Here is a 23,660-nt window from a genome sequence, read left to right on the forward strand (position 1 = left end):
CTCCGGAGTCGCCGCTCAGCTGTCGGCGCGCTTGACGAAGTTGGGGCGGATGTCCATGTCGGGTTCGTCGTAGTAGCGATGGAAGGTGGGGGTCAGGCCCGAGGAGATCGGCGGGTTGACCCAGCTCCAGTCGGTGGGGCAGCGCCTGCCCGCGGCCTCCTCGCGCTGGACGTGATCGCAGAACTGCTTGGCGACGGTGTGATGGTCGACCATGTGCACACCGGAGGTCCGGAAGCTGTGCAGCACCGCGTGATTCAGCTCGATCAGCGCTTTGTCGCGCCAGAGCGTGCGCACCGAGGAGGTGTCGAGTTCCATCATGTCGGCGATCAGGGGCAGCATGTTGTAGCGGTCGGTGTCGCTGAGATTGCGCGCGCCGATCTCGGTGCCGACGTACCAGCCGTTGAACGGGGCGAACGGGTAGGTGATGCCACCCACCTCCAGATCCATGTTCGACACCGCCGGTAGCGCATGCCATTTCAGCCCGAGGGTGGCGAACCACGGGTAGTCGGGGTGGATCAGGTCGACCTCGCGGACCAGCTCGCGCGGCACGTCGAAGTACCGCAGATCCTCGTCGGGGGTGCTGATGAGCACGGGCAGCACGTCGAAGGGAGTGCGCGCGCCGCGCCAGCCCAGCGCCATCGCCTGCTCGGTGGCGGCGATATTGGCCGGATCGCCGGTGACGGTGCCGTCGCCGTTGGGATAGCCGGCGTAGCGGATCAGCTGGGAACTCACGATCCGGTACTCGCCGCCGCCGGGTTCGAGCTGCGGGCCGACCGTGATCATCGACTGGATCGCGCCGCCGTTGGTGGCCAGGCGCAAATGCTGCCAGCAAGCCTCGGAAAGCTCTCGCGCGGAAGTAACTCGGCGGGCGTCCAGCAGTTTGAGCGAACGCCAATGCTTGCGCCCGACACAGCGGGCGTGATTGCGCCAGGCCAGTTTGGCGCCGATCAGGATCTCCTCGGCGGTCTGCCGATAGGTGCCGGTGTCGCGCAGTTCGGCGAGCGCGCCGAGGCGACGCTGGGTGGGTAGATGGCCGAGTTCGGGATTGCGGAAGAACTCGTCGCATTCGCGCAGCCGACGATCGAGGTCGGTGGCGGGCGGTGCGGCGACGACGACGTCACCGGCCGAAGTGACTGGGGTGGAGCCTTTTTCGCAGACAGCAGGGCGAGAACGTTGGTTCACGGTTACATCTCCGGGTCGGGCAGCAGGGTGCAGGGCCGTGCGGGCGTACCCGGGATGCGGGATATTCGCCCGCCGAGAACACGCTGCTCGACCGGTGGCGCGCGCCGACCAGGTAATCGGTCGGTCATCGCCGCATGCATAGTTGTCCTATTCGAACACCGAGATTCGCTGCGCGCCAGCCTACGACCGGTGTGCTGGCGGTGTGCTCGAAATCGCGGTAATCCCACCGCGACTGGCGTCAAGGCATGCTGACCGTGTGCTGACCTAACGGAATCGGGCGGCGGTCTCCGGTGTGGTGGCGAACGCGAGGAATTGCTCGTTCTCGTGCGGGTCGCCGATCGTCACCCGCACGCCGTCACCGGCGAACGGCCGCACCAGCACGCCGGCGGCGGCGCTCGCCTCGGCGAAGGCGGTGGTCCGCTCGCCCAGCGGCAGCCAGAGGAAGTTGGCCTCGCTCGACGGCACCTGGTAGCCGGCCGCCAGCAGCGCGTCACGCACCTGGTGCCGCTGCGCGACCAGCACGTCGGTCCGGTCGAGGAGTTCGCCGCGGGCTTCCAGTGAGGCGATCGCGGCCGCCTGCGCCACCCGGTTCACGCTGAACGGGATGTGCACCTTCAGCAGGGCGGTGATCACCTCCGGGTCGCCGACGGCGTAGCCGACCCGCAGGCCCGCCAGACCGTAGGCCTTCGAGAAGGTCCGCAGCACCACCACATTCGGCCGCGTACGGCCGATCTCGACACCGTCGGGACGGGTCTCGGGGGTCAGCCGGAGGTACTCGTAGTAGGCCTCGTCCAGCACGACGAGCACATGCGCGGGCACCCGGTCCAGGAAGCGCTCCAGCTCGGCGCGCCCGTGGGCGGTGCCGGTGGGGTTGTTCGGGTTGCAGACGAAGATCAGCTTGGTGCGCTCGGTGACCGCGTCGGCCATCGCGTCCAGGTCGTGCAGGTAGCCCTCGGCGAGCGGCACCGGCACCGCGGTGGCATTGCCCACCTGGGTGACGATCGGGTACGCCTCGAACGAGCGCCAGGCGAACACCACCTCGTCGGTCGGCGCGTCACAGGTGATCTGCACGAGCTCCTGGCACAGCGCGACACTGCCGCAGCCGACCGCGACATTCGCGACCGTGACGTCGAGGAAGTCGGCCAGCGCGGCCCGCAGCTCGGTGACCTGGTTGTCCGGGTACCGGTTGGCCTGCTCGGCCGATTCGGCGATCGCCTTCGCCGCGCTCGGCAACGGCCCGAAGGTCGTCTCGTTCGACGCGAGCTTCACCGCATCGGGGTGGTTACGGCCGGGAACGTAGGCCGGGATGGTGGCGAGGTCGGGCCGGATGTGCGCTGTCACGCCTCCACCCTACGGTGACGCGTCATCTCGATGCGCGCCACCGCCGATCAGCTCTACCCAACCGCAGTTTCGCCGCCTACGCTGGGTTTATGTCGGGGACCTACGACGATGTCGCCCCACTCAGGTCGGTGGAGCCCACCGCCGTGGCGGGTGACGCCGAAACGGCAGCCGTCGCCACGCGTACCGGCGTGCCCATCACCGTCGTGGAGCCCGAGCGGGTCGCCCGCGGCGGCATCGTGGTCCTGCACGAATCCCGGGAGTTCTCGCCACAGTTGCTCGATCTGATGCGGGCTCTGGCCTTCGAGGGCTGGATCGTCGTCGCGCCGCACCTGTTCGACCGGATCGCCGACGACCAGGTCAACGAGGTCTTCGGCGACGAACTCTTCGACGACTTCGACGCCGGCTTCGACTGGCTCACCCGCCGCGGCGTCTTCCCCGACACCATCGGCGTGCTCGGCTTCGACACCGCGGGCACCGCCGCCTTCCTCGTCGCCACCACCCGCCCGATCGGCGCCGCGGTGAGCGTGGCCGCCCCCGGCATCACCGACCCGCTCCCGGATCAGGACGCCCCCCTGGTCGAGATCGCCGCCGCGCTGCAGGCGCCGTGGCTCGGCCTGTTCGGCGCCGACGACCCGGCCACCCCGCCCGACGCCGTCGACCGGCTCCGCGACGCGGCCTCGCGGGCGAATGTGGCCAGTCTCACTATCACCTACCCCGGCCTGAGTCACCGCGCCGACCGCCCCGATCAGGACGACGACGCCGCCGACGCCATTCTGATCGACTCCCAGACCCGCATCTACGACTGGTTCGATAGCAACTTACGGTAGTTGACCAGGCGTTTTGGACTACATGAACTGCTCGTGTAATCTTCATTCCCGGCGGTTCGACAAGGACCGGTGCCCTCGAAAGAGAAGGCTCCAGGAGGCGTGCCAGAGCGGCCGAATGGGACTCACTGCTAATGAGTTGTCCCTTCACGGGGACCGGAGGTTCAAATCCTCTCGCCTCCGCCACACCCGGTTCGCCGGGTACAACTGAAGACCATGCGCCCGTAGCTCAACGGATAGAGCACTTGACTACGGATCAAGAGGTTAGGGGTTCGAATCCCTTCGGGCGCACAACAATCCGCCTCCTACCAGCGTCAGCCGGTAGGAGGCGGATTTCGTTTCCGGACAATCCGGGCAGGATAACTTACTTTCCCCTTACAAACGCGCTCTTACTTTCCCTCGGCGAACCGGTCCAGGGTGCTCCGGACGTCCGGCCCGTGGGTCTGCCGTTCGAGGTAATGCCGCTCGGTCGTGGCCAGCTGAGCGTGGGACAACTGAGCCTGTGCCTGCATCGCGCCAAGGTCGTTTCGGACCACCGTCGCGACCGTCCGGCGGAAGCTGTAAGGGGTAACCCATGCCAGCTCCTCAGGCAGGGCCGCACGCAGTGACCGCCGCAGATTCCCCAGGCTCATCCAGCCGCCGTCGCGATTGCTGAACACCGGGCCGTCCGGGTCCGACGCCGAGCCGAACAACCTCGTGAGCGCTTCGACCGCCAGCTTGGGCAACACGACGGTGTGATCCGGCGCGTCGCCCTTGCGCTCATCCTGGCGATGCAGCGACTGGCCTTCCTCGCGGCCGTAGTCGACGACAGTGCCAGAGACTGTGAACGTCGGAGGATCGGCCAGCAGATCGACATCCGACCAGCGCAACGACAGCACCTCATTTGGCCGGCAACCGGACGAGCTCATCACGTCGATGAACTCCAGGAGCAACTGCCCGCGAGGGGGACCGCTCCGCTTCTCCTCTCGATAGGCCACGACTGCTGAACGAACCGCGGCGAACTCCGCCGAGGTCAGCGCACGAGTCGGGGTCACCTGGCGCTTCTTGCGGACCACCTCACGGATCGGGTTGACCGTCAGTACGTCCTCGCGCACAGCGAGCGTGAACATGCCCATCAGGATCACCCGCAACATCCGAGCCCGCGAGGTCGGGATCGCGCGCATGTGCTTGTCGGCGCGACTGGTCTTCAGCTCTCGCACCCGCAACGCCCCGAGCTGCTTCTCGCCGTAGAGCTCCCAGGTCTTCCGGTAGGCGGTCGCGGATTGCCCCTTGAGGTCTTCCTTGGTGGCCATCCACGCCGTGAACAGCTCAGACAGCGAAGTGCGCTCATCGATCACGGCGTCGACAACGGGTGTTGTCCGCTTCTTGAGGTGCCGCAGCAGGTTCCGGCGCGCGTCTTCCTCGCTGGTACCGCTACGGGAGGGCTGACGACGCTTTCCATCCTCATCGCGGACGTACGTGGACGCGGTGAACTGCCCAGGCCCGGTCTGTTTGACGGTGATCTTTCCCCACTCGCCAGGGGCCATGCGCTGTCTGGGCATTGATCACGCAGCCTGATCGAGCGACGAGATGTAGTCGGTGACTGCCTGCTCGGTGACAAACCGACGGCTTCCGATCTTGACCGAGCGCAGCGCGCCGGAGCCGATCAGTTCGTAGTACTTGCTGTGCCCGATCGGGATCAGCTTGCGGACTTCGGCCTCGTTGAGAAGCTTGGACATGACGGTTCCTCCCTATGCTGCTTCGGATTGCTGAACGAATGTCGTGGGCGCTGGCGGACTATCGGCCAGCGCCAGGCAGGCCGAGTTGTACTCCGCACGCCATTTCGAGCGGGCCGCAGCCAGCGCGATCACGAGGTGTTCGCGTGCTGGGGCGTCTTTATCGCCGGGTGGGACCGGATACACGCGCAGGTGCGAGGTTTCGGGTTTGACGATGCCGACCGCGGCGAGCTGTTGCCGAACGAATTCCTGGCGTTCTGCCTTGTGGTCGGGCAGTGTCTTGCCGGTCCACTTCTTCGACACCAGGACCCGGCGCCCGGGCAGGCCGAGGGTGTCGCGGCGATGCGCCTTGCCGCCGCAACGGCCGGGAACGGTCTTGTCGGTGGCGCCCTGGGGAACGATGCCGTAGCGCAGCCAGACCCCGCACCGCGGCGAGCACGGCGTCACGCACAACTCCGCGTGCAAGCGGTCGTAGTGCTCGGCGACGCGGCGCGAGCCCGGTTCGAGCAGGTCGCCCACACTCTTGGTGATGTATTTGGTCAGGTAGCGGACGCTGCGCTCGAACTTGTCGGTGCCCGCGAGGATCTGGATCGGCTTGGCCTGCTTGCCGAACCGGACCACGTGCGCGGGTTCGAGGTCATCGACCTCATCCATCACCGCGAGCGCGTCTTCCCACGAGGTCAGCGGCGCCCCGGTATCGGGGTCGCAGAACGTGTCGGCGGTGTAGTCCCAGATCGGCATGTGCCCGTCGCGGTATACCTCGCGGTCGAAGTGCGGCCACCAGATCTGGCGGTAGGTCGCAGCGGTCACCGCGGCGAGCAGCTTGTTCGACACCGATCCCCGGATCGCGATGTGCAGGTGCGGGGCACCGCGCTTCTGCGGTTCGACGGTGGCGAAGTACTGCACATCCCAGCCCACCGCGCGGCGCAGGTTCTGCACCCACCGATCGAACAGGGCCGCGAAGTGCACGATGTCGCGCGCGGATCGGGCGTAGTCGTAGCTCTCGGGGTTGACCGGCGACCCGTCAGAGACCATCTTCTTCTGCTTGGGGTCGAACACCTCGTTGATGCGGCCGTAGGAGTCGCAGGTCAGGGTGAGGAACGTCGAGGGCTGGTAGCCGTTGTAGACCGCGCCGACAGTGCGCTTTTCGACCTTGCGGCGTGGCAGGTCGGGCACGTCCTGGCGGCGGCGAGTCGATTTGGCCTTGCGGCGAGGCTTGTCATCGAGGGCGGGGAACCGGCCACGCACGCCGAGGTCGCGCAGCTCGGCGTCGAGGTCGGCCACCAACGCGGCGATGGATTCGGCGAGGTCGTGATCACCGTCGCGGCGCGCGTCCTGGTACTGGCCGAACAGCTCGGCGCGGGCGGTCAACAGCTCCCGCTGCGCATCGGTCGGTTCCACAACATCGTCCACGGGTTCGGCCGGCAAGCACCATCCTTCGCGGCACTGGTCCATCCGCAACCGCTTGAATTCCTTCGCGCACGCCGGGCAGACCGAGGAGTCGCGGGACTTGCACGGCGCACCGACGTAGCTGATCGTGCCGGTGCGGTCGTCGACGGCGCGCATGGGGATGACCCGCGCGCACACGCCTTCCTTCTCCGCGGCACTGGTCGCGACGTCGCGCAGGTCGGGCAGTGCGCGGCGTTGGGCCGCGGTCATCTTGCCGATGGAGGCCGCGGGAGCGGAGTCAGTGGTGGTGGTGGTGGTTTCCATGGTGCGGCCTCCTCAGCAGGGATCGGGATAGCGAAGTGGTGGTCATGCGGCCTTGTGGCCGGGCAAGGGCTTGAATCCGGCGAGCGATTCGATCGGGACGACGACGGTGTCGGCGAGCGCGTCGGAGCGGCGGAACAGGATTTCGATCTGGGCGGGACCGGCGATCTTGATGCGGGCGTTCTGCGCGCCGAAGGCGTGCGCGAGGTGTTCGGCGCGGCCCGTCCACGACTCGGGGCAGTGCCCGGGCAGCATCCGAGCCCGCACGATGTCGGAGTTGTCACCGATGAGCACCTCGGTCAGCCGCGGCACCAGCACCCGGTCACCGTCGACAATCGAAAGACCGCACGCGGTCATCAGCGATGCCCACCGGCGCCGGTACCGGAACACGGCCAGGAACCGGGCACGGGCACGGCGGGTGAACCAGTCCTCGAAGGTCTCCCGGTGCCAGTGCTGCCACGCCAGCAGCGCCGCGACCATCACACCGGCGACCCCGATCCCGAAAGGCCAGCCCAGGAGCAGCCACGCCGCGACCGTCGCGCCGACCGGGATGGTGACCATCGGGAACAAGATCGCCCACCAGGCCAGCTCGAAAACCGCGAGCACTGCCCGGCCGATCCCGGTGAGCGCCGCGTCGAGCATTTCGCCGGCCGGATCGGTCCTGGTGTTGGTCTTGCTCATCGGTTCGCCTTCCTGGTGAGGTCTTCGACGGGAAACAGGGGAAGTTGGTCGGGCGTCGGAACCAGCTCCGGCGGTGCGGTGTCCGTCCGTTTCCGGATCTTCGCGGCCGCAGCAGTGACAGCCGGAGTCTGTTTGTGGGCAACGGATTTCGTGGTCATGCCGCGTCACCCCAGTCGTCGCCGCTGTAGTCGTTCCAGGCCGGAGCCATCCCGGTTTCGGCGAGCATGTTCACCGCCACGGCGACCGGGTCGAGGCCGCGGGCTTCGGAGCGGCAGCGCGCCCGCGCGGCGAAGTCGATCACATCGGCCAGACCGGTCTCGGCGTGAATGTTGTTGCGGGCCATGGTCAGATCTCCTGTTCGGGTGCGAGGAGCCCGCAGCGCGAGCACTCGACGGTGTCCAGCAGCGGCGGCTGGTAGCGGGTGAGGACGAAGTCGTGGCCGTCGCGGCGGCACTGTTCGCCGATCAGGCAGGTTTCGCAGCGCACGACGTCGCCGTCGAAGGCCCATCCGGTCGCGGTGTCCACGGCCAGGAACTCCACGGCCTGGGCGGTGGTGTCGAAGCAGATCGACTCGCCATCGGCGTCGGTGTAGATGTCGCCGCAGACGTGGCAGTAGGTGACGACGTGGCTTTCGGTGTGGAATCCGCGTTTCATGCCGCACGCCCCTGCTGCTCGTCGTCCTCGCCGGGGATGTAGTCCGGGTCGAACGTGGCCGGGTCGAACTCGTCGGCGCCGCGATCCAGCAGGTCGGTGACCGCGGCCGGGGTCGGGGCGAAGGCATCGACGATGGCGTCGGCCTGCTCGTCGGAGATCCAGAATGCGCGGACCCGAACGAACTCGGTGGTGCCGTCCTCGCCGACGTAGCCCACGCCCGGGGTGGTGTCGGGGATTTCGTGGCACAGGGCGCCGCGGTCCTTGGATCCCTGGCCGTGGATCATCGAGGTCTGTGTCGGCTCGTCCAGTCGCAGCCCGATGCGAACTGGGAACAGCTGCCGGAACGGCATCGTCTCCTTGCTCGGGTCCTGCAACGCAGCGATCACCGACACCCCGACCGCGCGGCCCTGCGAGAGCAGCAGCCCGAGCAGACGTTCGAACTCCTGGCGCTGCTCACGGTTGGCGTACGCCGACAGGGCGGCAGCCTCGTCGATCACGATCAGGATCAGCGGCGCGTCCGGGGTCGGCACGTGCTTGCGGACACCGGCGCCGCGCAGGTCCGAGGCCCGGTTCTGCATCAACTCGACTGCTTCGGTGAGCATGGCGAGGATGCCGTCAGCGGTCCATTCGAACCGCACCCACAGCTTGCCGCCGCGCCCGAATTCCATGCCGCCCTTCGGGTCTGCCATCCACACGTCCACGAAACCGGCTTTGATCGCCGGGCCGATGCCGCGGATGATCGACCACAGCACCGAGCCCTTGCCCGAACCGGTCGCCCCGGCCAGCAGGATGTGGGCATAGAGGACCCGCAGCAGCCACAGCTGCCCGTCCTCACGGATACCGGCGACCACGGCTTCGAGGTCGACACCGGTCGAGGACACATCCAGCGGCGTCACCGGATCGACCGCAGCCGACAGCGTGTCGAACGTCCGCAGCTCGATATGCACGAACCCCGGCTCACGCTGCTGCACAAGCACTTTCGCCACGCCGAGGTACTGCGCGAGAACATCGCGGGTTTCCTCGTTGGTCCAGTCGGTCAGCTTCTGCCCACCGAGGATCTGCACCTCGAACACCGCACCGGAGGGAACGAGGTCGACACCGCCGACGATGGTCGGCCAGTTGCCCGCCGAGCCCAGCCCGACCGCCGACCACATCAGCGCCAGGTGCCGGACGTCGGTGAGGACGTTGGCCGCGGTCCGGAGCTCGACCGGGATGCCGGCGAACGGGTCGGCGTCCACGATCGGGCGGATCACGCCGTCGAGGTGGCGCCACCACAGCAGTACCCCGGTAGCGAGGATGGTCGACAGCGCGACAATGGTCGTAACCATCACGCCACCGCCCGCAGGGTCGCGGTGTAGGCGTTCAGTGCCTCGGTGATCTGGTCGACCAACGTCGCAGCGTCGACCGGCGGCATGAACAGCCTGCTGTCGCCGAGCTGCACGATCAGCATTCCGGTCGGCTCGCTGTAGCGGACGTCGAAGGTGCTGTCGTCGGAGACGGTTGTGACCGTCATGAACGAGTGATCAGCCATGTCAGTTACCCCCTGTAGGGATCGGGACCGCGACAGGCAGCAACGGCGCAGCCGAACGCGGAGGGTGGATGGTGTGCACCGGCGCGAGAGCCGGAGCGGGAGCCGCGACCGCGGGCACCACATCGGGTCCGGGATCGGCGGCGGAGTCGGGTTCAGCCACCACCGCGGTGGCGGGCATTTCGGTTTGCGGCGGGGTGTTCCGTGCCCGCAGCAGTACGGCCAGGCCGTGCGTGTCGACCAGTAGCGCGGCGGGGGCGATCACTGCCAGGACCGCGGCCAGCACGCCGTGGCCGGACACGACCGCGTGGGCGATGTTGCCGCCGATCGATACCGTCGCGCCGGCGACCAGGACCCGGGTGAAGAACGTTCGCTCGGGACTGTCGGCCAGGGCGAGCACCGCGATGGTGGCTTGAATGATGGTGCCGTCCACGATCACCGGGAACAGCCACGCCAGTGGTGCGGGGGTGTTCGCCATGACCGCGAGGTCACGCAGCGCCGCGAACGACAACACGAACGCTGCGGCGCCGATCGCGATGACGATGACCACAGCGGACCAGCGTGCCCACCGGATGCCCTTAGGCTGCTGATCCGCCGTATCCACGGTCACGCCGCCCGGGACTCGGCTACCGCCGTAGCCTGCTCACGGGCCGCGCGTTCGGCGGCGTCGTGAGACATCAGGATGTCGGGCAGCTGCTCGGCAAGCTGGCGAACGTGCTCGATGTCCAAGAAGACCGTTGTATGCGCGGAGTTCTGCTCGTTCTCCATGGTGATCCAGACCGATGCGGGGCGGGTGTACCCGCGATCGGTGACCTTGGCCGGGTGGTACTCCACCTCCAACGCGGTCAGGGTGCCGCTTGACGTGCTCGCATGCGACATGTCGATCACGCGGCCTTCTGCGCGGCAGGCTGGTTGACCTTCGCGCCGGAGGTGTCGCCCTTGATCCCGGTCGCGCGGATGTAGAAGCTGATCGACTTGAACTCGCCGTTGCCGACGACACGCGGCTTGATCAGCAAGCCCTCCAGCTCGATCGAGCGCAGCCCCGGCGAAACCTCCACGCCAGCCGCGATCGGCTGCTGATCAGCGACGAACGTGACGTCGAAGCTGGAGTTCTTCGCGTTCCCGCCCGAGGGGTCCATGATCGTGGCCTTCCACAGGCGCTTTCCGGTGCCGTTGCCCTCCCGGTCGAAGTCGAGGGCGTGCCGCTTCGGAGCGTTGCGGTCCGAGCTGAACTCGGTCTGAGCCTCGATATTGCCGATCAGGAACACGCCCATCGGGAAGACGGAACGGAAGTCGGTGGGAATCCACATGTCCTTGAGTGCCATTGGAATCAACTCCTGTGCGTGAGAGGGGCGGCCAGCGCGCCCCGTGAAGGTGGTGGTATCGAGCAATAGAACCACCTTTATTGGACAGCAGAAACGCTCCACTGTCAATAGAACCACCTCTATGACGTGTCGGACCCTCCCTGCACACTTATGGCTACTCTTAATTGACGAGGTCGACAGGAAGGCAGACCTATGGGCACGACCGGGTATCGAGAGCTCGCGGCTACGCTGCGCGATGCGATCAAGGCAGGCGAGTACCAGCCGGGATCCAACCTGCCGAAACAGGGTGAACTGGCCGAGCAGTACAGCGTGAACGTGAAGACGGTTCGCCAGGCGATCGCGCTACTGGAGAGCGAAGGCCTCGTGACGCCGATTCGACGCCGCGGCACTGTCGTTCGCGAACGCCCGCCGATGCGGCGACTGGGCACCGAGCGGTATGCCAAGAAGAAGTGGAAGTTCGGCGATACGGTTGCCTTCGTTGCAGATCGCGAGGCATCCGGTCGGCCGTGGCAGCTGACGGACCAGACGAACACGGTCCGGTTGATCGAGGCGGATGCCGAGGTCGCCGAAGCCTACGGAATTCCGGCGGGTGCCACTGTCTATGAGCGCGCTCGCGTTGTACGGGATACTGGGCGTCCGACACATACGCTCACCAGCTACTATCTTCCAGAACATGTCGAGGGAACACCGCTCGTCGATCCAACTGCCGGTCCGGCCGGACGGGGTGGTGGGTTCGCGGTTCTCACTCTCCAGGGCTACGAACCCGACCACATGACCGAGACAATCTCGGCTCGTATGCCCACGCCCGATGAAGCCGAACTGCTGGAGCTTCCTCCCGGCGAGCCCGTGATGATCCTTGTTCGACAGACCTATACCGTCGAGGATGTTCTGGTCGAGTTCGCGCGCGGCGTTCACGCAGCGTCCCGCTTCTCATGGACTTACGACTTCAAGCTGCCTGACTGAAAGGGTGCTGCCGATGTCGACAACCACCTATCCGGCCTCGCTTCGACCCGACGTCGAAACACTGTGGCAGTACAACCAACTCGACCATCACCTTCGAACGACTGATGTCGGTATCGGCCTAGGTAGTCATGACTTGGGCGTCGCGACGCACACCGCCGAGCTCTACCATGCCGGCAGGTTTCCGCTGATCGTCTTCACTGGCGCGAATGCCCCCACGACCGTTGCACGGTTTCCGCGCGGGGAAGCCGTGCACTACCGGGAACACGCCATACATCTCGGAGTGCCGCCTGAGGCGATCCTGCTCGAACCAAGGGCGAAGAACACAAGCGAGAACATCGATTTTGCGCGTGCAGTGCTCGAGGAGCACGGCGTTGCCGCCTCGATTCAATCCGTCACCCTCGTATCGAGGCCGTACCAGCAGCGACGCAGCTACGCGATAGCTCGCAAGCATTGGCCGGAAGTCGAGGTCATGTGCTCATCGCTCCCACTCTCGCTCGACGATTACATCGCGATGATCGGCGATCCTGATCGAGTCATCAACATGCTGGTAGGAGACACCCAGCGCATTTGGGTGTACCCCGCGCGCGGCTGGGCAATCGAACAGGACGTTCCAGTGAGTGTCAAAGACGCCTTTACCCGGCTTGTCAACGCCGGGTACACATCTCGACTCCTCCCAGCTTGATCGCTAAAGCTTCGAACCGGTGCCGCACGTGTCACACTCGGCTCATGCCGCAACCGGAGGAAGCCGCATCGTTCAGCCCCGAGCCCTCGCGCGTCCAGGCCCACGTCCGCATCGCTTCGGCAATCAAGGCCGATATCGACAGCGGAAGTCTCAGGGAAGGTCAGTTGCTGCCGACCAACCGTGAACTTGCAGCGCATTGGCAAGCGAGCCAGCGGACGGTGTCTGAGGCGATGTGACTGGGCCCCGTCGGTGGGTCCACCGGCTATGCGAGTTGTAGCTGCTGCTGAAACTCGGTCGGTGACCACTGCTCACGGAACGCTTCCGGGCTGAGAAAGCCCAACGACCCGTGGGGTCGGTAACTGTTGTACTCGATCCGCCAGTCCTCGGCAAGAACACGGACCTCGGTCAACGAATGAAACACCTCGCACGACAAGAACTCGTCGCGGAAACGCCCGTTGAACGACTCGCAGATCCCGTTCTGCCACGGCGATCCCGGATCGATGAACGACGCGTCGACACCGGTGAACCGGCACCAATCCCGCATCGCGTGCGCGGTCATCTCCGTGCCGTTGTCCATCCGGATATGGACTGGCCGCCGGCCTGTGTCCGCGATGATCTCATCGAGCACCCCGACCAACTGATCCGACGTGCACGACCGAAATGCTCTGGTAGCCAACGCTTCCCGCGTGAACTCATCGACGATGTTGAGGAACCGGACCTGGCGCCCGTCGACGGTGACATCAACCTGGAAATCCAACGCCCACATCTGATCAGGTGCGGTTGCCCGCAACCGTTGATTGCGGCCTGCCCCGATCCGCCGTTTCTTCCGGACCCGGAATGGTCGTTTCAGACCTTCCTCGCGCCAAAGCCGTTGGGTCCGTTTGTGGTTGGTGACCATGCCCTCGCCGCGGCAAAGTGCGTGGGCTTTGCGCCATCCCCACCGCGGGTGCTTGGCCGAGATCTCGCGTAACCGCGCCCGTAAAGCCCGGTCGAGCTCAGTGATCGTGGGTGGTCGGCGTTGCACTGATCGGGGTTGCCCCACGACCGCGCACGCGCGTCGCTGTGACACCCGAAACCGTTGTTGCAGAAACACGACGGCTCTGCGGCGTCGGTCCGGGCTCAGAAGTTTCCCCGGTTCACTTCCTTGAGCATGTCGATATCGAGGGCTTGCTCGGCGACCATCTTCTTCAGCCGCGCGTTCTCGCGTTCGAGCTCTTTGAGCCGTTTCGCGTCGTCGGACTTCATGCCGCCGTATTGGGCTTGCCAGCGGTGCCAGGAGGCGTCGGAGATCTCGAGGTGTTTACAGACCTCTTCGATCGAGAAGCCCTGCCCGATCAGCTTCTCGCCTTCGCGGAGCTTCCGGATGACCTGCTCGGGGGTGTGTCGTCGTGCCATGGTGTGTTCTCGTCCTCCTGCACCCATTCTGGTGCATCAGAACTCTCACAACCACTGGACCTGCTCAAAGGGATCCAGTCAGATGCAGATCTTGATCGAAGACGGCTACGTTCACGCCCGCGACCGATCGCATCGGGTGGTAGCGGCACCAAGTGCGCGCAACCTCCAAACCGCGACCGCCGGAAGCAGACCCGAGCACGCGGTCAGGCCAGCCTATGAGCGCATCGCCGACGACTACACGCGGCAAATCCAAGACGGATCACTCCATCCGGGTACACCCCTGCCCAGCCAAGGAGAAATGGCCGAACGGTTCGGGGTCTCCAACATCGTCATCCGCGAGGCAATTCGGCTGCTGAAATCGAGGGGATTAGTCAGGACCGTCCCACGCCGCGGGAGCTTTGTAGTCGAACAACTGCCCGACGTCCCGACCCCCGAGCTGCCAGGCAGCGAGATTGATCGAATTCGAGCCGTTGCCGACCCGATTCGGCGAGCCCAGCTCGCAACTGAACTGAGCACCGTCTACCAGATCCGGCTTGCTGAGCTATCCAACATCCGTCAGACCGCCATCGAAGACTCGTACGCATCCGGTCTGACGGTGACTGAGATCGCCCAGCAGCTCGGCCTGACCAAGGGGCGAATCAGCCAGATCCGACACTCGAAGGTTTAGGCCCCGTCACCTTCGCAGGTGGTTGCTGAATTTGGCTATACGGGATCAAGGCGGCGCGCTGCGCGCGCCGCGCCCCGCGGCGGACGCACAGCCGCCCACCTCCGCTGGCGCTCCGGCGGGCGGGAGCGGCGGCGGGTCGCGGCGCACCCAGCACGCCGAGGTTGATCCAAGTAATAGCCGAACCCGTCAGCCGCCCGTGACGGCAGCGTTCGACAACCGGACCCGGCCGGAGCGGACCCGCTCACCACGACCGACCAGACCGGCCACTCGCCGACCTGACCACTGCTGACACTGCCGCGACCGCACCGGCTGACCTCCGCCTCCCGAGCCTGCACGCCGACGACGACCGTGCCGACGGCGAGCTCAAGCACACCACGAGACTCGGCGCCCTTACCGCTCCAGGCACCGCCGCTGACCCGATGACCGGCAACGGCAACTCGACAGCCCTCGTCCATCCCGTCACCGACGAGCCCGGCCACCTCACCCCAGCAGTCGACCCGGCTCACGGTCTCGGCCACGCCGATCCATCCGCCACGTTCACACCCGCACCACCGCCCGCCGCAGACCACGGTGAACCCGCCGACAACCTCACCGGCGCCCGTGGCACGCACCCCGACGCCGACAGCGAGGTCACCAGCGCTGGCACCACTGCCGCCGTCGACCACGCCTGTCACCTCCCGGCTGGACCCCGCATCCGTCTCCCGATGGCGCGCGGGCCGAATGCCACCCTGGCAGCACCTCACCGACCAGGCCAAGACCAAGCAGAGTCACCCCGAAACCGCCCCACATCAATGAGCTACGCCCCTAACATTCCTGTGCGTCGGCCCCGTGGCGAGTCCTGACCCGCCCGGCAAGGTCCCGCCCTGCTGTCCTCCGTCCCACCCACCACCGGGAACCGGCTACCGGGACCCCAGCCAGGAGGCAACAGTCATGGCCAACAACGTCACCGTCACCATCACCGGCCACCTCACCGCCGACCCCGAGGTCCGCACCACGGGCACCGGCAAGCTCGTCACCAACTTCACCGTGATCTCCAACGACCGCCGCTACGACCGCGAACGCAACGAATGGGTCGACGCAGCCAAGACCGCAATCCGCATCGCCTGCTGGGGCGACCTGGCCGAACTCGCCGGAGACAGCCTGGTCAAGGGCTGCCGAGTCACCGTCACCGGCCACCGCATCACCACCGACGCCTACATCGGAAAGGACGCCAAGCCCCGCGCCGCACTCGAACTCACCGCCGACACGGTCGCCGTCGACCTGAAGGCCCAGAAGGCGAAGATCACCCGCTACGGCCGCAACAGCACCAGCAGCGGCCAGGCCGACGAGCCCCCGTTCTGATCGGCCGCGGTGACCGGGCCCGCTCCACCCGGGTCCGGTCACCGACCACAACCATCACGAACAACTGCCGAATTCGTCTATTACTTAGATAGATAGCGGACCGACCCTTGCCGCCGAACCGAAGCTCAAACCGCCGGCGTGCCCTCGAACCTCATGAAGGTTCGCCGGTCGCTTCTGGCATTGCCGAGCAGTGCTGGGCGCGTCGAGTGCCCTACCGGACTGTCTCTACCGCCACTCGGGTGCCGCGGTCTCCGGTACCGGCCGAGGGACTTGCTGTGGTCCGGTCGCGTGAGGGAACGACTCCGATTGACGTGCGAACGGCCCTGTCCGGTGTCGGCCTGCATTGTGTTCGTGCGCCCCTCACGCGTCAAGGGCGCCTCTGGCGTCAGCTGCGCTGATGGCTATCGCCACCCTTGACCCGTGAGCCTCTGCGCACGAAGGGCAGGCCCTAAGGGGCAGGCCGGAAGCCAGCCCCGCCGTGCGCAGGCCGACCCCAGCCAGGGCCTACCTGCGAATTTGGGGCTGAGGTCAGGAATTCTGTGGCTCAGGGCTTTTCGGTTGCGATCGCGCCAATCGTGCTTGCCGCTTCTTATCCAACCTGGCTGGACCTTGGTATACCTCGTCGAGGAGCTCCGACATGAGGTTCAATACGTCCTCCGCTTCTTCTGAGTCCACCTCGGTCGCGAAGTCTCCATGCGCCATCTCGTTGCCGAGAAAGCGAATCTCATGTGCAGCATCTTTGGTGTGTTCGCGGATTCGCCCCGCCGAGTGCATGGCATCAATCTTCGTCGCGAGACGTCCAGTGGTTATCCCAAGGTCTTTTGCCGTTGCCTCGACCACCGATCGAGCGAGTAGCACCGCCGCTCGATAGTGTCCTACGCTCATACATCCTGTGGCTTCCTTCGCGGCATCGCCAATGTGTGCAGGAACGTCCGGGAAGTCAGTGCTGACGGCATGTACCGGGACCCAGTCGATCCGGTTGCCACCCTCTTCGGTGTCGAAGTACCTGGGTGGGACGGCCACGTCATTGGTGATGCAGCCGATACTGCCTCGCAGGCACGAGGCACATCGGAATGCTGAGAAGTTGAGTATGAAGCTGCCGCTTCTAGTCACCCAGTTGCTGTCGTCAATGCGAACCATCTGCGCGTACGCGCCGCAGTGCCAGCAGTGTCGGTTTGCCATCCGCGAACGGTAGCTCACGGATCCGACAAGCTTCCGTGCTTGTCAGCCTCACCGCTCTGGCCGAGTGACTTCTACCTCAGCCGTCATGTCCCAGCCGATTGTCGTCTGAGCCGATGCGCCGTGGACTACTTGATTCAGGAAGCGCACAACGAAATCCGACTTCGTGCTATCCGCGTCGAGGCGAACGTGGACTATGCCCGTCCCTGCTGCGATCCTCCGAGCGCCTTCCTGTAGATCTAGGGGACTGACGATGAGGCCCCCAGCAGCGCCAAGATCCTGCAAACGGAAGGCGAATGCGCCTATAGCCTCCTGGGTCAGCTTTCGGCCTGGATAGCGCCGGCACTCCATCACGACGAAACCCTCACCGCCGAGCTTGACGCCCTTCCCCTCGACCTCCCACGTCGTGAGCTTCCCGACCAACTTTTGCTTGCCTTCGACCCGTTCCAGCCCAAGCATGTTGCCGATTCGGTCGACCACGTCTTGTGCTACCTCTTCGTAGGTTCGCCAAGGGGCATCTGCCATGGCACCCAACGTTAGCGGGTGCACCGCACGCGCGTATGGGTCGGAGCAGTGGGGATCTTGACGGAGCGGTTACTTTGCTCATACAAACACCCGCAGACGGTGTTGGATAACCGCATACGGCCTGGAATCGTGAAGCGTGAAATGCATTGTGTAGTAACGGATGTGGCGTACACGAGCGGACTGCAGGGTACGCTGGAAAGTATCAAGAGGTTAGGGGTTCGAATCCCTTCGGGCGCACAGAGAAAAGGCTCTCAGCATTCGCTGGGAGCCTTTTCGCATTCCTCCCAGTCGCTACTTCCAGGCGGGTAGTGGGGGCAGCGGGCCGGTGAGGTCGTTGCCGGGGGAGCGGCCGAGGAGCCAGGCGAGCAGGGCCGAGGAGGGGCCGAGGACCGTGTGGTGGGGGCGGCCGGGGCCGACGGTGGCGATGAAGTCGGTGTCGGTGGCCTGGATGTCGAAGGTAGGGGTCGCGTCCGGGACGAGTTTGGCGGACACGTCGGCGATGGCTTCGGGGAGCAGCCGGGCAACGAAGGCGGCGGGCCAGTCGGCGGGGGTGTAGTCGACGCCGAGATCGACGTGGTGGATCTCGGTCTCGCGCAGGCGCATCCACGGAATCTGGTCGGCGGTGAGCGAACCGCCCTGCCGGTTGCGGACGACGGCCTGCCAGTCCGCGGCGGGCATCGTGGTGGCCACGGCCTGCCAGCGATGCGCCGAGGCGGTGAAGTCGGCGTGCTGGACGTCGAGGTGCCGCGGTGCGCCCGCCTCGATGTCGGCGTCGCGGAGCGCGCCACTGGCGTACTGGGGGATCTCGATGCCGGTGCGCGCCCACAGCAGCAGGTTCAGCAGGCTGTCGGCATTGCGCGCCATGTGCGCGACGACGTGCCCGCGCGTCCAGCCCGGGAGCCGGGACGGTTCGCTCAACCGCGCATCGGTGAGCGCGCCGATCGCCGCGTCGAAGCGGGCGGTGGAGGCGGCGACCTGGGTGAGCAGGTCGGTGGGTTTAGCCGTTTCGCTGGTCACGAGTCCGAGCGTAGTTGCCCGGGTCCGCGCGCACCGCCGTTCAGCGCGGTGTCGGCGAACCCCTGTGGATAACCGTGAACCTGTGGACAACTGGGGAGTTTTCGCGCTCGACGGCGATGGCGGCGAACCGCCGCGTGTGACGATTCAGCCGGCGACGATCGCGTCGGCCTCGATCTCGATCAGGAGCTCGGGGGCGATCAGACCGGTCACCTCGTACATCGAGGCGGCGGGGCGGATGGTGTCGAAGACGGCCGAATGCGCGGCGGCGACTTCGGGCCAGCGGGAGATATCGGTGACGAAGATGCGGGTGCGCACCACATCCCGCAGGCTCGCGCCCGCCTGTTCCAGCGCGGTGGCGATGCGGGCGAGGACCTCGGTGGTCTGCGCGCCGATGTCGTCGCCGCCGACGGCGCCACCACCGGGGACGGCGGCGGTCGTTCCGCTCACCACGACATGGTCACCGACGCGCACGGCCCGCGAGTAACCGACGACATCTTCGAAATCGGAGGCGGAAGAGATGTTCACCCGAGTTGTGGTCATGGCAGCCAGAATGATCCACCGCATGGTGGATGACAATTCATTTGCCGGTCGGCTGCTGGTCGGCTCGACGCGGTACGCATGGCAGATGAACGCACGTCCAGGTTTCCGTCTCTTCCCGCTCACCGCCGCCCTGTGCGCGGCCGCCGCCGTCGCCGGCTGCTCCACGCCCGGCTCCGACGCCGACTTCACCGTGGGCAAGGACCAGACGCTGGTCATCTCGCTCGACGACCTGGTCGCCAAGTCGGGTAAGAGCGCGGTCCTCGGCGTCGACATGGAACCCGAGCACGGCAACCTGACCCGGCGTACCGACGGCTCCTACGTCTACACCCCGATCGCGGGCTACCGGGGACTCGACCAGTTCAAGGTCACCACCACCGACGCGGTTCGGCTGTACACCACCGATATTCCGGTGCTCGGCGAATACGGTGGCACCACGGTGCAGGGCAGCGGATTCGGTTCGGCGTGGACCCCGGTGCCGGGTAGCACCGACGAGTTCTACGGCCTGACCGATCGCGGTCCGAACGTGGACGGGCCGGCGAAGAACGAAAAGCTCGCGCCCACCCCGGCATTCGTGCCGAAGATCGGCCGGTTCGAGCTCGTCGACAACAGGGCGGTGCTCCAGTCGAGCATCGAGCTGCGCAGCAAGTCGGGCGCGCCGTTCAACGGTCAGGTCGACACCTCGGCCAGCACCGGCGAGACCATCAAGGACCTGCAGGGCAACGTCCTGCCGCCCACCGATCACGGCCTCGACCCAGAGGGCCTGGTCGCGCTCGCCGACGGCACCTTCTGGGTATCCGACGAATACGGCCCGTTCCTGGTGCATTTCGATGCCAAGGGCACCGAGCTCGAGCGGCTCGCGCCCGGCAGCGGGCTGCCGAAGGAGATCGCGCTGCGCACGCCCAATCAGGGCATGGAGGGCCTGACCGTCACGCCCGACGGCAGCACGCTCGTCGGCGTCGTGCAGAGCGCGCTCAACACCCCCGGCCTGAGCGGTTCGGCCAAGGAGGTGCCGTTCGCGCGGATCGTCACCGTCGATCTGAAGACCAAGGCGCAGAAGGAATTCCTGTACCCACTGGAGAATCCGAAGCAGACCAAGGTCGCCGTCTCGGAGATCACCGCGCTGAGCCCGACCACCTTCCTGGTCGGCGAGCGCGACGGCAACCTGGCGCCCAAGTCGGACAAGAAGATCTGGACCATCGACATCGCCGGTGCCACCGATGTCGGCCCGCAGTCGACCGTTCCCGGCGCGACCTATGACGCGGAGAAAGGCGGCCTGCTGGTCGACGGCAAGCCGCTGGAGACGCTCATCGGCGGCGTCCCGACCACCGACGCGGTCGCCGCGCTGAGCAAGGCGGGCATCACCGCGGTCGCCAAGAATAGCAACCTGGACCTGTCTGCCCTGGTCGCCGGGCTCGATGAGAAGGGCCGGTTCTTCGGCCACGACAAGATCGAGGGCATCGCCACCACCGACGGCGGCAAAACGATCTACATCGCCAACGACAGCGACTTCGGCCTGGCCGCGAGCCAGGGCGACCAGCCTCCATTCGGGCTGAAGCCCAAGACGCTGCCCAACGGTCTCCAGGACACCGGCGAGGTGCTCGCGGTCGACACCACCGAGCTGCCGGCGAAGGTGGACGGCTACACGGTGCGGATCTCCGTCAACTAGCCCATTCGCGGGCCTCGACGAGCACCGCGGCGGCCAGCGCGAGCAGCCACAGCGACATCGACCCGACCTGGATGCGCTGGGCGATACCGAGGGCATGCGAGCCGGACAGGTTGTCGGCGATCAACATCCAGACGGTCGCCACCGACCCGACGACGAGCACGACCACGCCGAACTCGCGCAGGATCGACCAGCGGTGATAGCGGTAGGCGGCGGCGCTGAACGCGAACGCCGCCACCGCGATCGAGGTGACCGCCAGGGAACTGGTCAGCGCGTGCGGCTGATGCAGCTGTGGGAACAGCTCGCTGTCGCCGCCGCACGCGCTGACCGACGGGTCGCAGTCGCGCAGCGGGAGCATGGCGTCGGCGATCGTCGAGGCGCCGAAACACAGCAGGGCCACCCAGCCGACGGTGGTCAGCCTGCGCCGGCGAAAGACCAGCAGGCCACCGATCGCGGCCGGGATCAGCAGCAGGCCGACCAGCTTGTCGGCGGTGGCGAACACGTCTCGGTAGGGCTTGCCCTCCGCGTCGAGTTCGCTGAGGAAGGAATTGACCGGATCGGCGTCGATCGGCAGGACGAACTCCAGCACCCAGGACGAATAGCAGAGACCGGCGACCGCGATCGCGAGGGCGATCAGCAGTGGGTAGCCGCGGGATATCCGGGTGGATTCGGGCACATCGATCATTGTGCGGCCCCTGGCAGACCGCCCGGTCCATCCACCCGATCGGGCGCGTCGCACGCCGCGCACGTGGTTTCATCACAGCGCGCACAGGTTGTTGTCAGGTTCACCGGGCAGGGTGGGTGTCGTAACCAACCAGGAGGTCTTCGATGAGCTACGTGCTAGCGCTGGCAGGTTTTGCCATGTTCCTGGGGATGGCTGTCTCCGGTTTCGCCGCGGCCAACGCGCCACGATCGCTGGTCCGGGTGCGGGTGAACAGCGACCCGCGCCGCCGCTGACCGGTCGGCTACCGCGGCGAGTGGGGTGACCGCTCGCGTACGAGGGCATAGATCTGCTGGGCCGCGACCTGCGGATCCTCGTGTTCCCACACCCGCACGACCTGCCAGCCCGCTGCCTGCAGCGCGGCGTCGGTAGCCCGGTCCCGGGCCACATTGCCCGCCAATTTGTCGGCCCACCACTGGGCATTGTTCTTCGGATCGGTCGCGTGCACCGGGCACCGATGCCAGAAGCAGCCGTCCACGTAGACGGCGACTCGCAGACGCGGGAACACCACATCGGCGCGCCGTCGCTGGCCCTTGATGGGCGGGCGGTCGACGAAATACCGCAGTCCCGCGCGATGCAGTTCGCGGCGTAAGGCCAGTTCCGGAGCGGTGTTCGCGCGCCGCTGGCGAGACATCCGCGCACTGGTCGCCGCGTCGGTGACCGGTTTCCTGGCAGGCGGCGTCGCAGCGGGATCGTCTCCGGCTCGCGCGCGCCGCCCGGTCATGCCGCCCAGCCGCCCATCCGGTCGAGATGATCGCGCACATCGTCGAGGAAGCCCGGCGGGAAGCGCAGATTGCCCATCTCGGTGCGGCGCAGGAATCCGGCCGTGGCGCGCGGCGACAAGAGCCGGGGCTCGGCGAGGAAGTTCTTCAGATCCTCGTACGGTTCGTGCACCGGCCAGGTCGAGAGCGGAACCCGGTGCACGACGCCGGCCCGGCCCCACGCCGCGGTCGGCCACGGCGAGCCGGCGCGTAGCGGTTCCCCCACGGTCAGCGGCTCCGAGGGTGCGGCCAGCCGCTCACCGACCCAATTGGCCATTCGCACACTGACCGCGTTGCCCACCAGCTTCCAGCGATGTCCCTGCCGCACACCCGGCACGTCGAGCGCGGGCGCGGTCCAGTCGGCGTCGAACCCCTGTAATCGCTCACCGTCGACGATGCCCGGCGTGACGATCTCGCCGGCGGGCAGCCGGACCGCGGGTGGGCTGGCGATGCCGAGACCCGAACCACCTTTGAGCGTCGGCACGGCGTTCACCGCCCAGCCGAGGCCGCGTACGCCCTCGGTCCAGTAGAAGCCGCACGGATCGCGCTCGGGGTCGCCGTATTCGCGCGGGCCCGCGTCGTCGCCGAACAGCACCTCGCGGGGATCCTCGGTGCGCGAGGCCAGCATCAGTACCCGCTGGCGCCGCTGCGGCAATCCGAACGCGCGGCCGTCGACGACGCGATAGGCCCACGTGTAGCCGAGTTCCTCGAGCGCGGCGGTGATGTGCCGCATCGCCGCGCCCCGGCCCAGTTGCAGCATGAACGGGACGTTCTCGATCAGCAGCCAGCGCGGTCCGCGCTGCCGCCGGACCAGCCGGAACACCTCGTCGACCAGTCCGGACCGGCGGCCGGTGATGCCCGCGGTGCGCCCGGCCTGCGACAGGTCCTGGCAGGGGAAGCCCGCGGCGACCAGTTCGGTTCCGGCGGGCAGCGAGCGCAGCCGGGTGATGTCGCCGTGCAGGGGTGTGTCGGGGAAGCGGGCCGCGAGCACGCCCTGCGCGCCGGGGTCGATCTCACAGAGCAACTCGGTCGACCAGCCGTTGCTGCCGAGGCCGAGTTCGAGCCCGCCGATCCCGGCGAACAGCCCGACCATCCGCGTCAACGACCCTCCTGTGTCTGGCGGGCTCGCCGTCCAACGACCCGTCACTCGCGCCTGCGGCGCATTGTATCGGGCCGCCGAAACCCGAGCTCCGGCGGAAAATCAGTAGCTCGCGACGGTGGTCCGGTGCCACTCTTGATAGGCCGA

29 protein-coding genes and 2 tRNA genes are annotated in these 23,660 nt (G+C 66.7%); 10 read left to right on the forward strand and 21 right to left on the reverse strand.

Annotated elements, in window-relative coordinates; genetic code table 11:
- Nucleotides 1-15: 15 nt before the first annotated feature.
- Together NV348_RS17285 and hisC are read right to left on the reverse strand one after the other, a co-directional pair.
- Entirely contained in the window at nt 16-1,074 is a 1,059-nt protein-coding gene (locus tag NV348_RS17285; protein ID WP_447151071.1) for a nitric oxide synthase oxygenase, read from the reverse strand.
- A 372-nt stretch (nt 1,075-1,446) separates the two neighbouring features.
- Nucleotides 1,447-2,523, reverse strand: a complete 1,077-nt coding sequence (gene hisC, locus NV348_RS17290) for a histidinol-phosphate transaminase (RefSeq protein WP_447147803.1) — start codon at nt 2,521-2,523, stop codon at nt 1,447-1,449.
- A gap of 89 nt (nt 2,524-2,612) precedes the next feature.
- Here hisC and NV348_RS17295 point away from each other — a divergent pair, with 89 nt between their 5' ends.
- The 3 genes from NV348_RS17295 (at nt 2,613) to NV348_RS17305 (ending at nt 3,638) form a co-directional block, all read left to right on the forward strand.
- Complete coding sequence (locus NV348_RS17295; protein WP_447147804.1) at nt 2,613-3,350, forward strand: dienelactone hydrolase family protein; 738 nt, start codon at nt 2,613-2,615, stop codon at nt 3,348-3,350.
- 93 nt (nt 3,351-3,443) lie between these two features.
- Nucleotides 3,444-3,533 (forward strand) — tRNA-Ser (locus NV348_RS17300).
- 32 nt (nt 3,534-3,565) lie between these two features.
- A tRNA-Arg gene (locus NV348_RS17305) sits at nt 3,566-3,638 on the forward strand.
- A 98-nt stretch (nt 3,639-3,736) separates the two neighbouring features.
- Here NV348_RS17305 and NV348_RS17310 read toward each other — a convergent pair.
- The 11 genes from NV348_RS17310 to NV348_RS17360 form a co-directional block, all read right to left on the reverse strand.
- The gene (locus tag NV348_RS17310) at nt 3,737-4,888 is read right to left on the reverse strand and encodes a tyrosine-type recombinase/integrase (RefSeq protein WP_447147805.1); all 1,152 of its coding nucleotides are present in this window, start codon (nt 4,886-4,888) and stop codon (nt 3,737-3,739) included.
- A gap of 3 nt (nt 4,889-4,891) precedes the next feature.
- Complete coding sequence (locus tag NV348_RS17315; RefSeq protein ID WP_447147806.1) at nt 4,892-5,065, reverse strand: hypothetical protein; 174 nt, start codon at nt 5,063-5,065, stop codon at nt 4,892-4,894.
- A gap of 12 nt (nt 5,066-5,077) precedes the next feature.
- Nucleotides 5,078-6,775 carry a replication initiator gene (locus NV348_RS17320; RefSeq protein ID WP_447147807.1) on the reverse strand — a complete coding sequence of 566 codons (1,698 nt, stop codon included), beginning with the start codon at nt 6,773-6,775 and terminating at the stop codon, nt 5,078-5,080.
- Nucleotides 6,776-6,817: 42 nt separating this feature from the next.
- A complete protein-coding gene (locus tag NV348_RS17325) occupies nt 6,818-7,453 on the reverse strand; it encodes a hypothetical protein (protein WP_447147808.1) in 636 nt (211 codons plus the stop codon).
- Between the two features lie 154 nt (nt 7,454-7,607).
- Nucleotides 7,608-7,796 carry a hypothetical protein gene (locus NV348_RS17330; RefSeq protein ID WP_378824190.1) on the reverse strand — a complete coding sequence of 63 codons (189 nt, stop codon included), beginning with the start codon at nt 7,794-7,796 and terminating at the stop codon, nt 7,608-7,610.
- 2 nt (nt 7,797-7,798) lie between these two features.
- Nucleotides 7,799-8,107 carry a hypothetical protein gene (locus NV348_RS17335; RefSeq protein WP_447147809.1) on the reverse strand — a complete coding sequence of 103 codons (309 nt, stop codon included), beginning with the start codon at nt 8,105-8,107 and terminating at the stop codon, nt 7,799-7,801.
- Nucleotides 8,104-9,435: a type IV secretory system conjugative DNA transfer family protein gene (locus NV348_RS17340; protein WP_447147810.1), complete on the reverse strand. Its 1,332-nt coding sequence runs from the start codon at nt 9,433-9,435 to the stop codon at nt 8,104-8,106. The genes NV348_RS17335 and NV348_RS17340 overlap by 4 nt, the downstream gene beginning before the upstream one ends.
- Complete coding sequence (locus tag NV348_RS17345) at nt 9,435-9,620, reverse strand: hypothetical protein (protein WP_447147811.1); 186 nt, start codon at nt 9,618-9,620, stop codon at nt 9,435-9,437. Before NV348_RS17345 ends, NV348_RS17340 begins: the two co-directional genes overlap by 1 nt.
- A gap of 19 nt (nt 9,621-9,639) precedes the next feature.
- The gene (locus tag NV348_RS17350; RefSeq protein WP_447147812.1) at nt 9,640-10,185 is read right to left on the reverse strand and encodes a DUF2637 domain-containing protein; all 546 of its coding nucleotides are present in this window, start codon (nt 10,183-10,185) and stop codon (nt 9,640-9,642) included.
- Between the two features lie 56 nt (nt 10,186-10,241).
- Entirely contained in the window at nt 10,242-10,523 is a 282-nt protein-coding gene (locus NV348_RS17355) for a hypothetical protein (RefSeq protein ID WP_447147813.1), read from the reverse strand.
- Nucleotides 10,520-11,026, reverse strand: coding sequence for a hypothetical protein (locus tag NV348_RS17360; protein WP_447147814.1), 507 nt, complete (start codon nt 11,024-11,026; stop codon nt 10,520-10,522). The genes NV348_RS17355 and NV348_RS17360 overlap by 4 nt, the downstream gene beginning before the upstream one ends.
- 126 nt (nt 11,027-11,152) lie before the next feature.
- Here NV348_RS17360 and NV348_RS17365 point away from each other — a divergent pair, with 126 nt between their 5' ends.
- The 3 genes from NV348_RS17365 to NV348_RS17375 are packed head-to-tail and all read left to right on the forward strand — an operon-like array spanning nt 11,153 to nt 12,841.
- Entirely contained in the window at nt 11,153-11,923 is a 771-nt protein-coding gene (locus NV348_RS17365; RefSeq protein ID WP_447147815.1) for a GntR family transcriptional regulator, read from the forward strand.
- Nucleotides 11,924-11,936: 13 nt separating this feature from the next.
- Complete coding sequence (locus NV348_RS17370) at nt 11,937-12,605, forward strand: YdcF family protein (protein ID WP_447147816.1); 669 nt, start codon at nt 11,937-11,939, stop codon at nt 12,603-12,605.
- Between the two features lie 44 nt (nt 12,606-12,649).
- Entirely contained in the window at nt 12,650-12,841 is a 192-nt protein-coding gene (locus tag NV348_RS17375; protein WP_447147817.1) for a GntR family transcriptional regulator, read from the forward strand.
- 26 nt (nt 12,842-12,867) lie between these two features.
- Here the strand turns inward: NV348_RS17375 and NV348_RS17380 are convergent.
- Nucleotides 12,868-14,000, reverse strand: a protein-coding gene (locus NV348_RS17380) for an IS3 family transposase (RefSeq protein ID WP_447145096.1) whose coding sequence is annotated in 2 segments (ribosomal slippage) — nt 12,868-13,739 and nt 13,739-14,000 — 1,134 coding nt in all. Because the reading frame shifts where the segments join, the coding sequence is not laid out codon by codon here.
- Nucleotides 14,001-14,082: 82 nt separating this feature from the next.
- Between NV348_RS17380 and NV348_RS17385 the strand changes: the two genes are divergently transcribed.
- A complete protein-coding gene (locus tag NV348_RS17385) occupies nt 14,083-14,667 on the forward strand; it encodes a winged helix-turn-helix domain-containing protein (RefSeq protein WP_447147818.1) in 585 nt (194 codons plus the stop codon).
- 930 nt (nt 14,668-15,597) lie between these two features.
- A complete protein-coding gene (gene ssb, locus NV348_RS17390) occupies nt 15,598-16,008 on the forward strand; it encodes a single-stranded DNA-binding protein (protein ID WP_447147819.1) in 411 nt (136 codons plus the stop codon).
- A 528-nt stretch (nt 16,009-16,536) separates the two neighbouring features.
- On the opposite strand, the gene NV348_RS17395 is transcribed toward ssb, so the two are convergent.
- The 4 genes from NV348_RS17395 to NV348_RS17410 form a co-directional block, all read right to left on the reverse strand.
- Complete coding sequence (locus NV348_RS17395; protein ID WP_447147820.1) at nt 16,537-17,190, reverse strand: DUF4145 domain-containing protein; 654 nt, start codon at nt 17,188-17,190, stop codon at nt 16,537-16,539.
- A 48-nt stretch (nt 17,191-17,238) separates the two neighbouring features.
- Nucleotides 17,239-17,712 carry a hypothetical protein gene (locus NV348_RS17400; protein ID WP_447147821.1) on the reverse strand — a complete coding sequence of 158 codons (474 nt, stop codon included), beginning with the start codon at nt 17,710-17,712 and terminating at the stop codon, nt 17,239-17,241.
- 291 nt (nt 17,713-18,003) lie between these two features.
- Nucleotides 18,004-18,729, reverse strand: a complete 726-nt coding sequence (locus tag NV348_RS17405) for a maleylpyruvate isomerase family mycothiol-dependent enzyme (RefSeq protein ID WP_447147822.1) — start codon at nt 18,727-18,729, stop codon at nt 18,004-18,006.
- 144 nt (nt 18,730-18,873) lie between these two features.
- A complete protein-coding gene (locus tag NV348_RS17410) occupies nt 18,874-19,269 on the reverse strand; it encodes a RidA family protein (protein ID WP_447147823.1) in 396 nt (131 codons plus the stop codon).
- Between the two features lie 85 nt (nt 19,270-19,354).
- Here NV348_RS17410 and NV348_RS17415 point away from each other — a divergent pair, with 85 nt between their 5' ends.
- A complete protein-coding gene (locus NV348_RS17415; protein ID WP_447147824.1) occupies nt 19,355-20,935 on the forward strand; it encodes an esterase-like activity of phytase family protein in 1,581 nt (526 codons plus the stop codon).
- Here the strand turns inward: NV348_RS17415 and NV348_RS17420 are convergent.
- Nucleotides 20,928-21,617 carry a DUF998 domain-containing protein gene (locus NV348_RS17420; RefSeq protein WP_447147825.1) on the reverse strand — a complete coding sequence of 230 codons (690 nt, stop codon included), beginning with the start codon at nt 21,615-21,617 and terminating at the stop codon, nt 20,928-20,930. The genes NV348_RS17415 and NV348_RS17420 overlap by 8 nt on opposite strands.
- A 143-nt stretch (nt 21,618-21,760) precedes the next feature.
- On the opposite strand from NV348_RS17420, the gene NV348_RS17425 reads away from it, so the two are divergent.
- On the forward strand, nt 21,761-21,889 hold the full coding sequence (locus NV348_RS17425) for a hypothetical protein (RefSeq protein WP_447147826.1): 129 nt from the start codon (nt 21,761-21,763) through the stop codon (nt 21,887-21,889).
- Between the two features lie 8 nt (nt 21,890-21,897).
- Here NV348_RS17425 and NV348_RS17430 read toward each other — a convergent pair whose 3' ends face one another.
- Together NV348_RS17430 and NV348_RS17435 are read right to left on the reverse strand one after the other, a co-directional pair.
- Entirely contained in the window at nt 21,898-22,377 is a 480-nt protein-coding gene (locus tag NV348_RS17430) for a very short patch repair endonuclease (RefSeq protein ID WP_447147827.1), read from the reverse strand.
- Nucleotides 22,374-23,507, reverse strand: a complete 1,134-nt coding sequence (locus tag NV348_RS17435) for a DNA cytosine methyltransferase (protein WP_447151072.1) — start codon at nt 23,505-23,507, stop codon at nt 22,374-22,376. The genes NV348_RS17430 and NV348_RS17435 overlap by 4 nt, the downstream gene beginning before the upstream one ends.
- Nucleotides 23,508-23,660 lie beyond the last annotated feature (153 nt).

Source organism: Nocardia fodinahabitans (assembly GCF_052983615.1).

What these genes read in the sequence shown, in the direction of transcription:
- NV348_RS17415 (WP_447147824.1), top strand. Translation starts at nt 19,355, where the DNA reads ATGAACGCACGTCCAGGTTTCCGTCTCTTCCCGCTCACCGCCGCCCTG.
- NV348_RS17315 (WP_447147806.1), bottom strand. Translation starts at nt 5,065, where the DNA reads ATGTCCAAGCTTCTCAACGAGGCCGAAGTCCGCAAGCTGATCCCGATC.
- NV348_RS17345 (WP_447147811.1), bottom strand. Translation starts at nt 9,620, where the DNA reads ATGACGGTCACAACCGTCTCCGACGACAGCACCTTCGACGTCCGCTAC.
- NV348_RS17410 (WP_447147823.1), bottom strand. Translation starts at nt 19,269, where the DNA reads ATGACCACAACTCGGGTGAACATCTCTTCCGCCTCCGATTTCGAAGAT.
- NV348_RS17295 (WP_447147804.1), top strand. Translation starts at nt 2,613, where the DNA reads ATGTCGGGGACCTACGACGATGTCGCCCCACTCAGGTCGGTGGAGCCC.
- NV348_RS17435 (WP_447151072.1), bottom strand. Translation starts at nt 23,507, where the DNA reads ATGGTCGGGCTGTTCGCCGGGATCGGCGGGCTCGAACTCGGCCTCGGC.
- NV348_RS17400 (WP_447147821.1), bottom strand. Translation starts at nt 17,712, where the DNA reads ATGGCAGATGCCCCTTGGCGAACCTACGAAGAGGTAGCACAAGACGTG.
- NV348_RS17325 (WP_447147808.1), bottom strand. Translation starts at nt 7,453, where the DNA reads ATGAGCAAGACCAACACCAGGACCGATCCGGCCGGCGAAATGCTCGAC.
- NV348_RS17365 (WP_447147815.1), top strand. Translation starts at nt 11,153, where the DNA reads ATGGGCACGACCGGGTATCGAGAGCTCGCGGCTACGCTGCGCGATGCG.
- NV348_RS17430 (WP_447147827.1), bottom strand. Translation starts at nt 22,377, where the DNA reads ATGACCGGGCGGCGCGCGCGAGCCGGAGACGATCCCGCTGCGACGCCG.
- NV348_RS17420 (WP_447147825.1), bottom strand. Translation starts at nt 21,617, where the DNA reads ATGATCGATGTGCCCGAATCCACCCGGATATCCCGCGGCTACCCACTG.
- ssb (WP_447147819.1), top strand. Translation starts at nt 15,598, where the DNA reads ATGGCCAACAACGTCACCGTCACCATCACCGGCCACCTCACCGCCGAC.
- NV348_RS17425 (WP_447147826.1), top strand. Translation starts at nt 21,761, where the DNA reads ATGAGCTACGTGCTAGCGCTGGCAGGTTTTGCCATGTTCCTGGGGATG.
- NV348_RS17320 (WP_447147807.1), bottom strand. Translation starts at nt 6,775, where the DNA reads ATGGAAACCACCACCACCACCACTGACTCCGCTCCCGCGGCCTCCATC.
- NV348_RS17370 (WP_447147816.1), top strand. Translation starts at nt 11,937, where the DNA reads ATGTCGACAACCACCTATCCGGCCTCGCTTCGACCCGACGTCGAAACA.
- NV348_RS17395 (WP_447147820.1), bottom strand. Translation starts at nt 17,190, where the DNA reads ATGGCAAACCGACACTGCTGGCACTGCGGCGCGTACGCGCAGATGGTT.
- NV348_RS17330 (WP_378824190.1), bottom strand. Translation starts at nt 7,796, where the DNA reads ATGGCCCGCAACAACATTCACGCCGAGACCGGTCTGGCCGATGTGATC.
- NV348_RS17340 (WP_447147810.1), bottom strand. Translation starts at nt 9,435, where the DNA reads ATGGTTACGACCATTGTCGCGCTGTCGACCATCCTCGCTACCGGGGTA.
- NV348_RS17375 (WP_447147817.1), top strand. Translation starts at nt 12,650, where the DNA reads ATGCCGCAACCGGAGGAAGCCGCATCGTTCAGCCCCGAGCCCTCGCGC.
- NV348_RS17310 (WP_447147805.1), bottom strand. Translation starts at nt 4,888, where the DNA reads ATGCCCAGACAGCGCATGGCCCCTGGCGAGTGGGGAAAGATCACCGTC.
- NV348_RS17335 (WP_447147809.1), bottom strand. Translation starts at nt 8,107, where the DNA reads ATGAAACGCGGATTCCACACCGAAAGCCACGTCGTCACCTACTGCCAC.
- NV348_RS17385 (WP_447147818.1), top strand. Translation starts at nt 14,083, where the DNA reads ATGCAGATCTTGATCGAAGACGGCTACGTTCACGCCCGCGACCGATCG.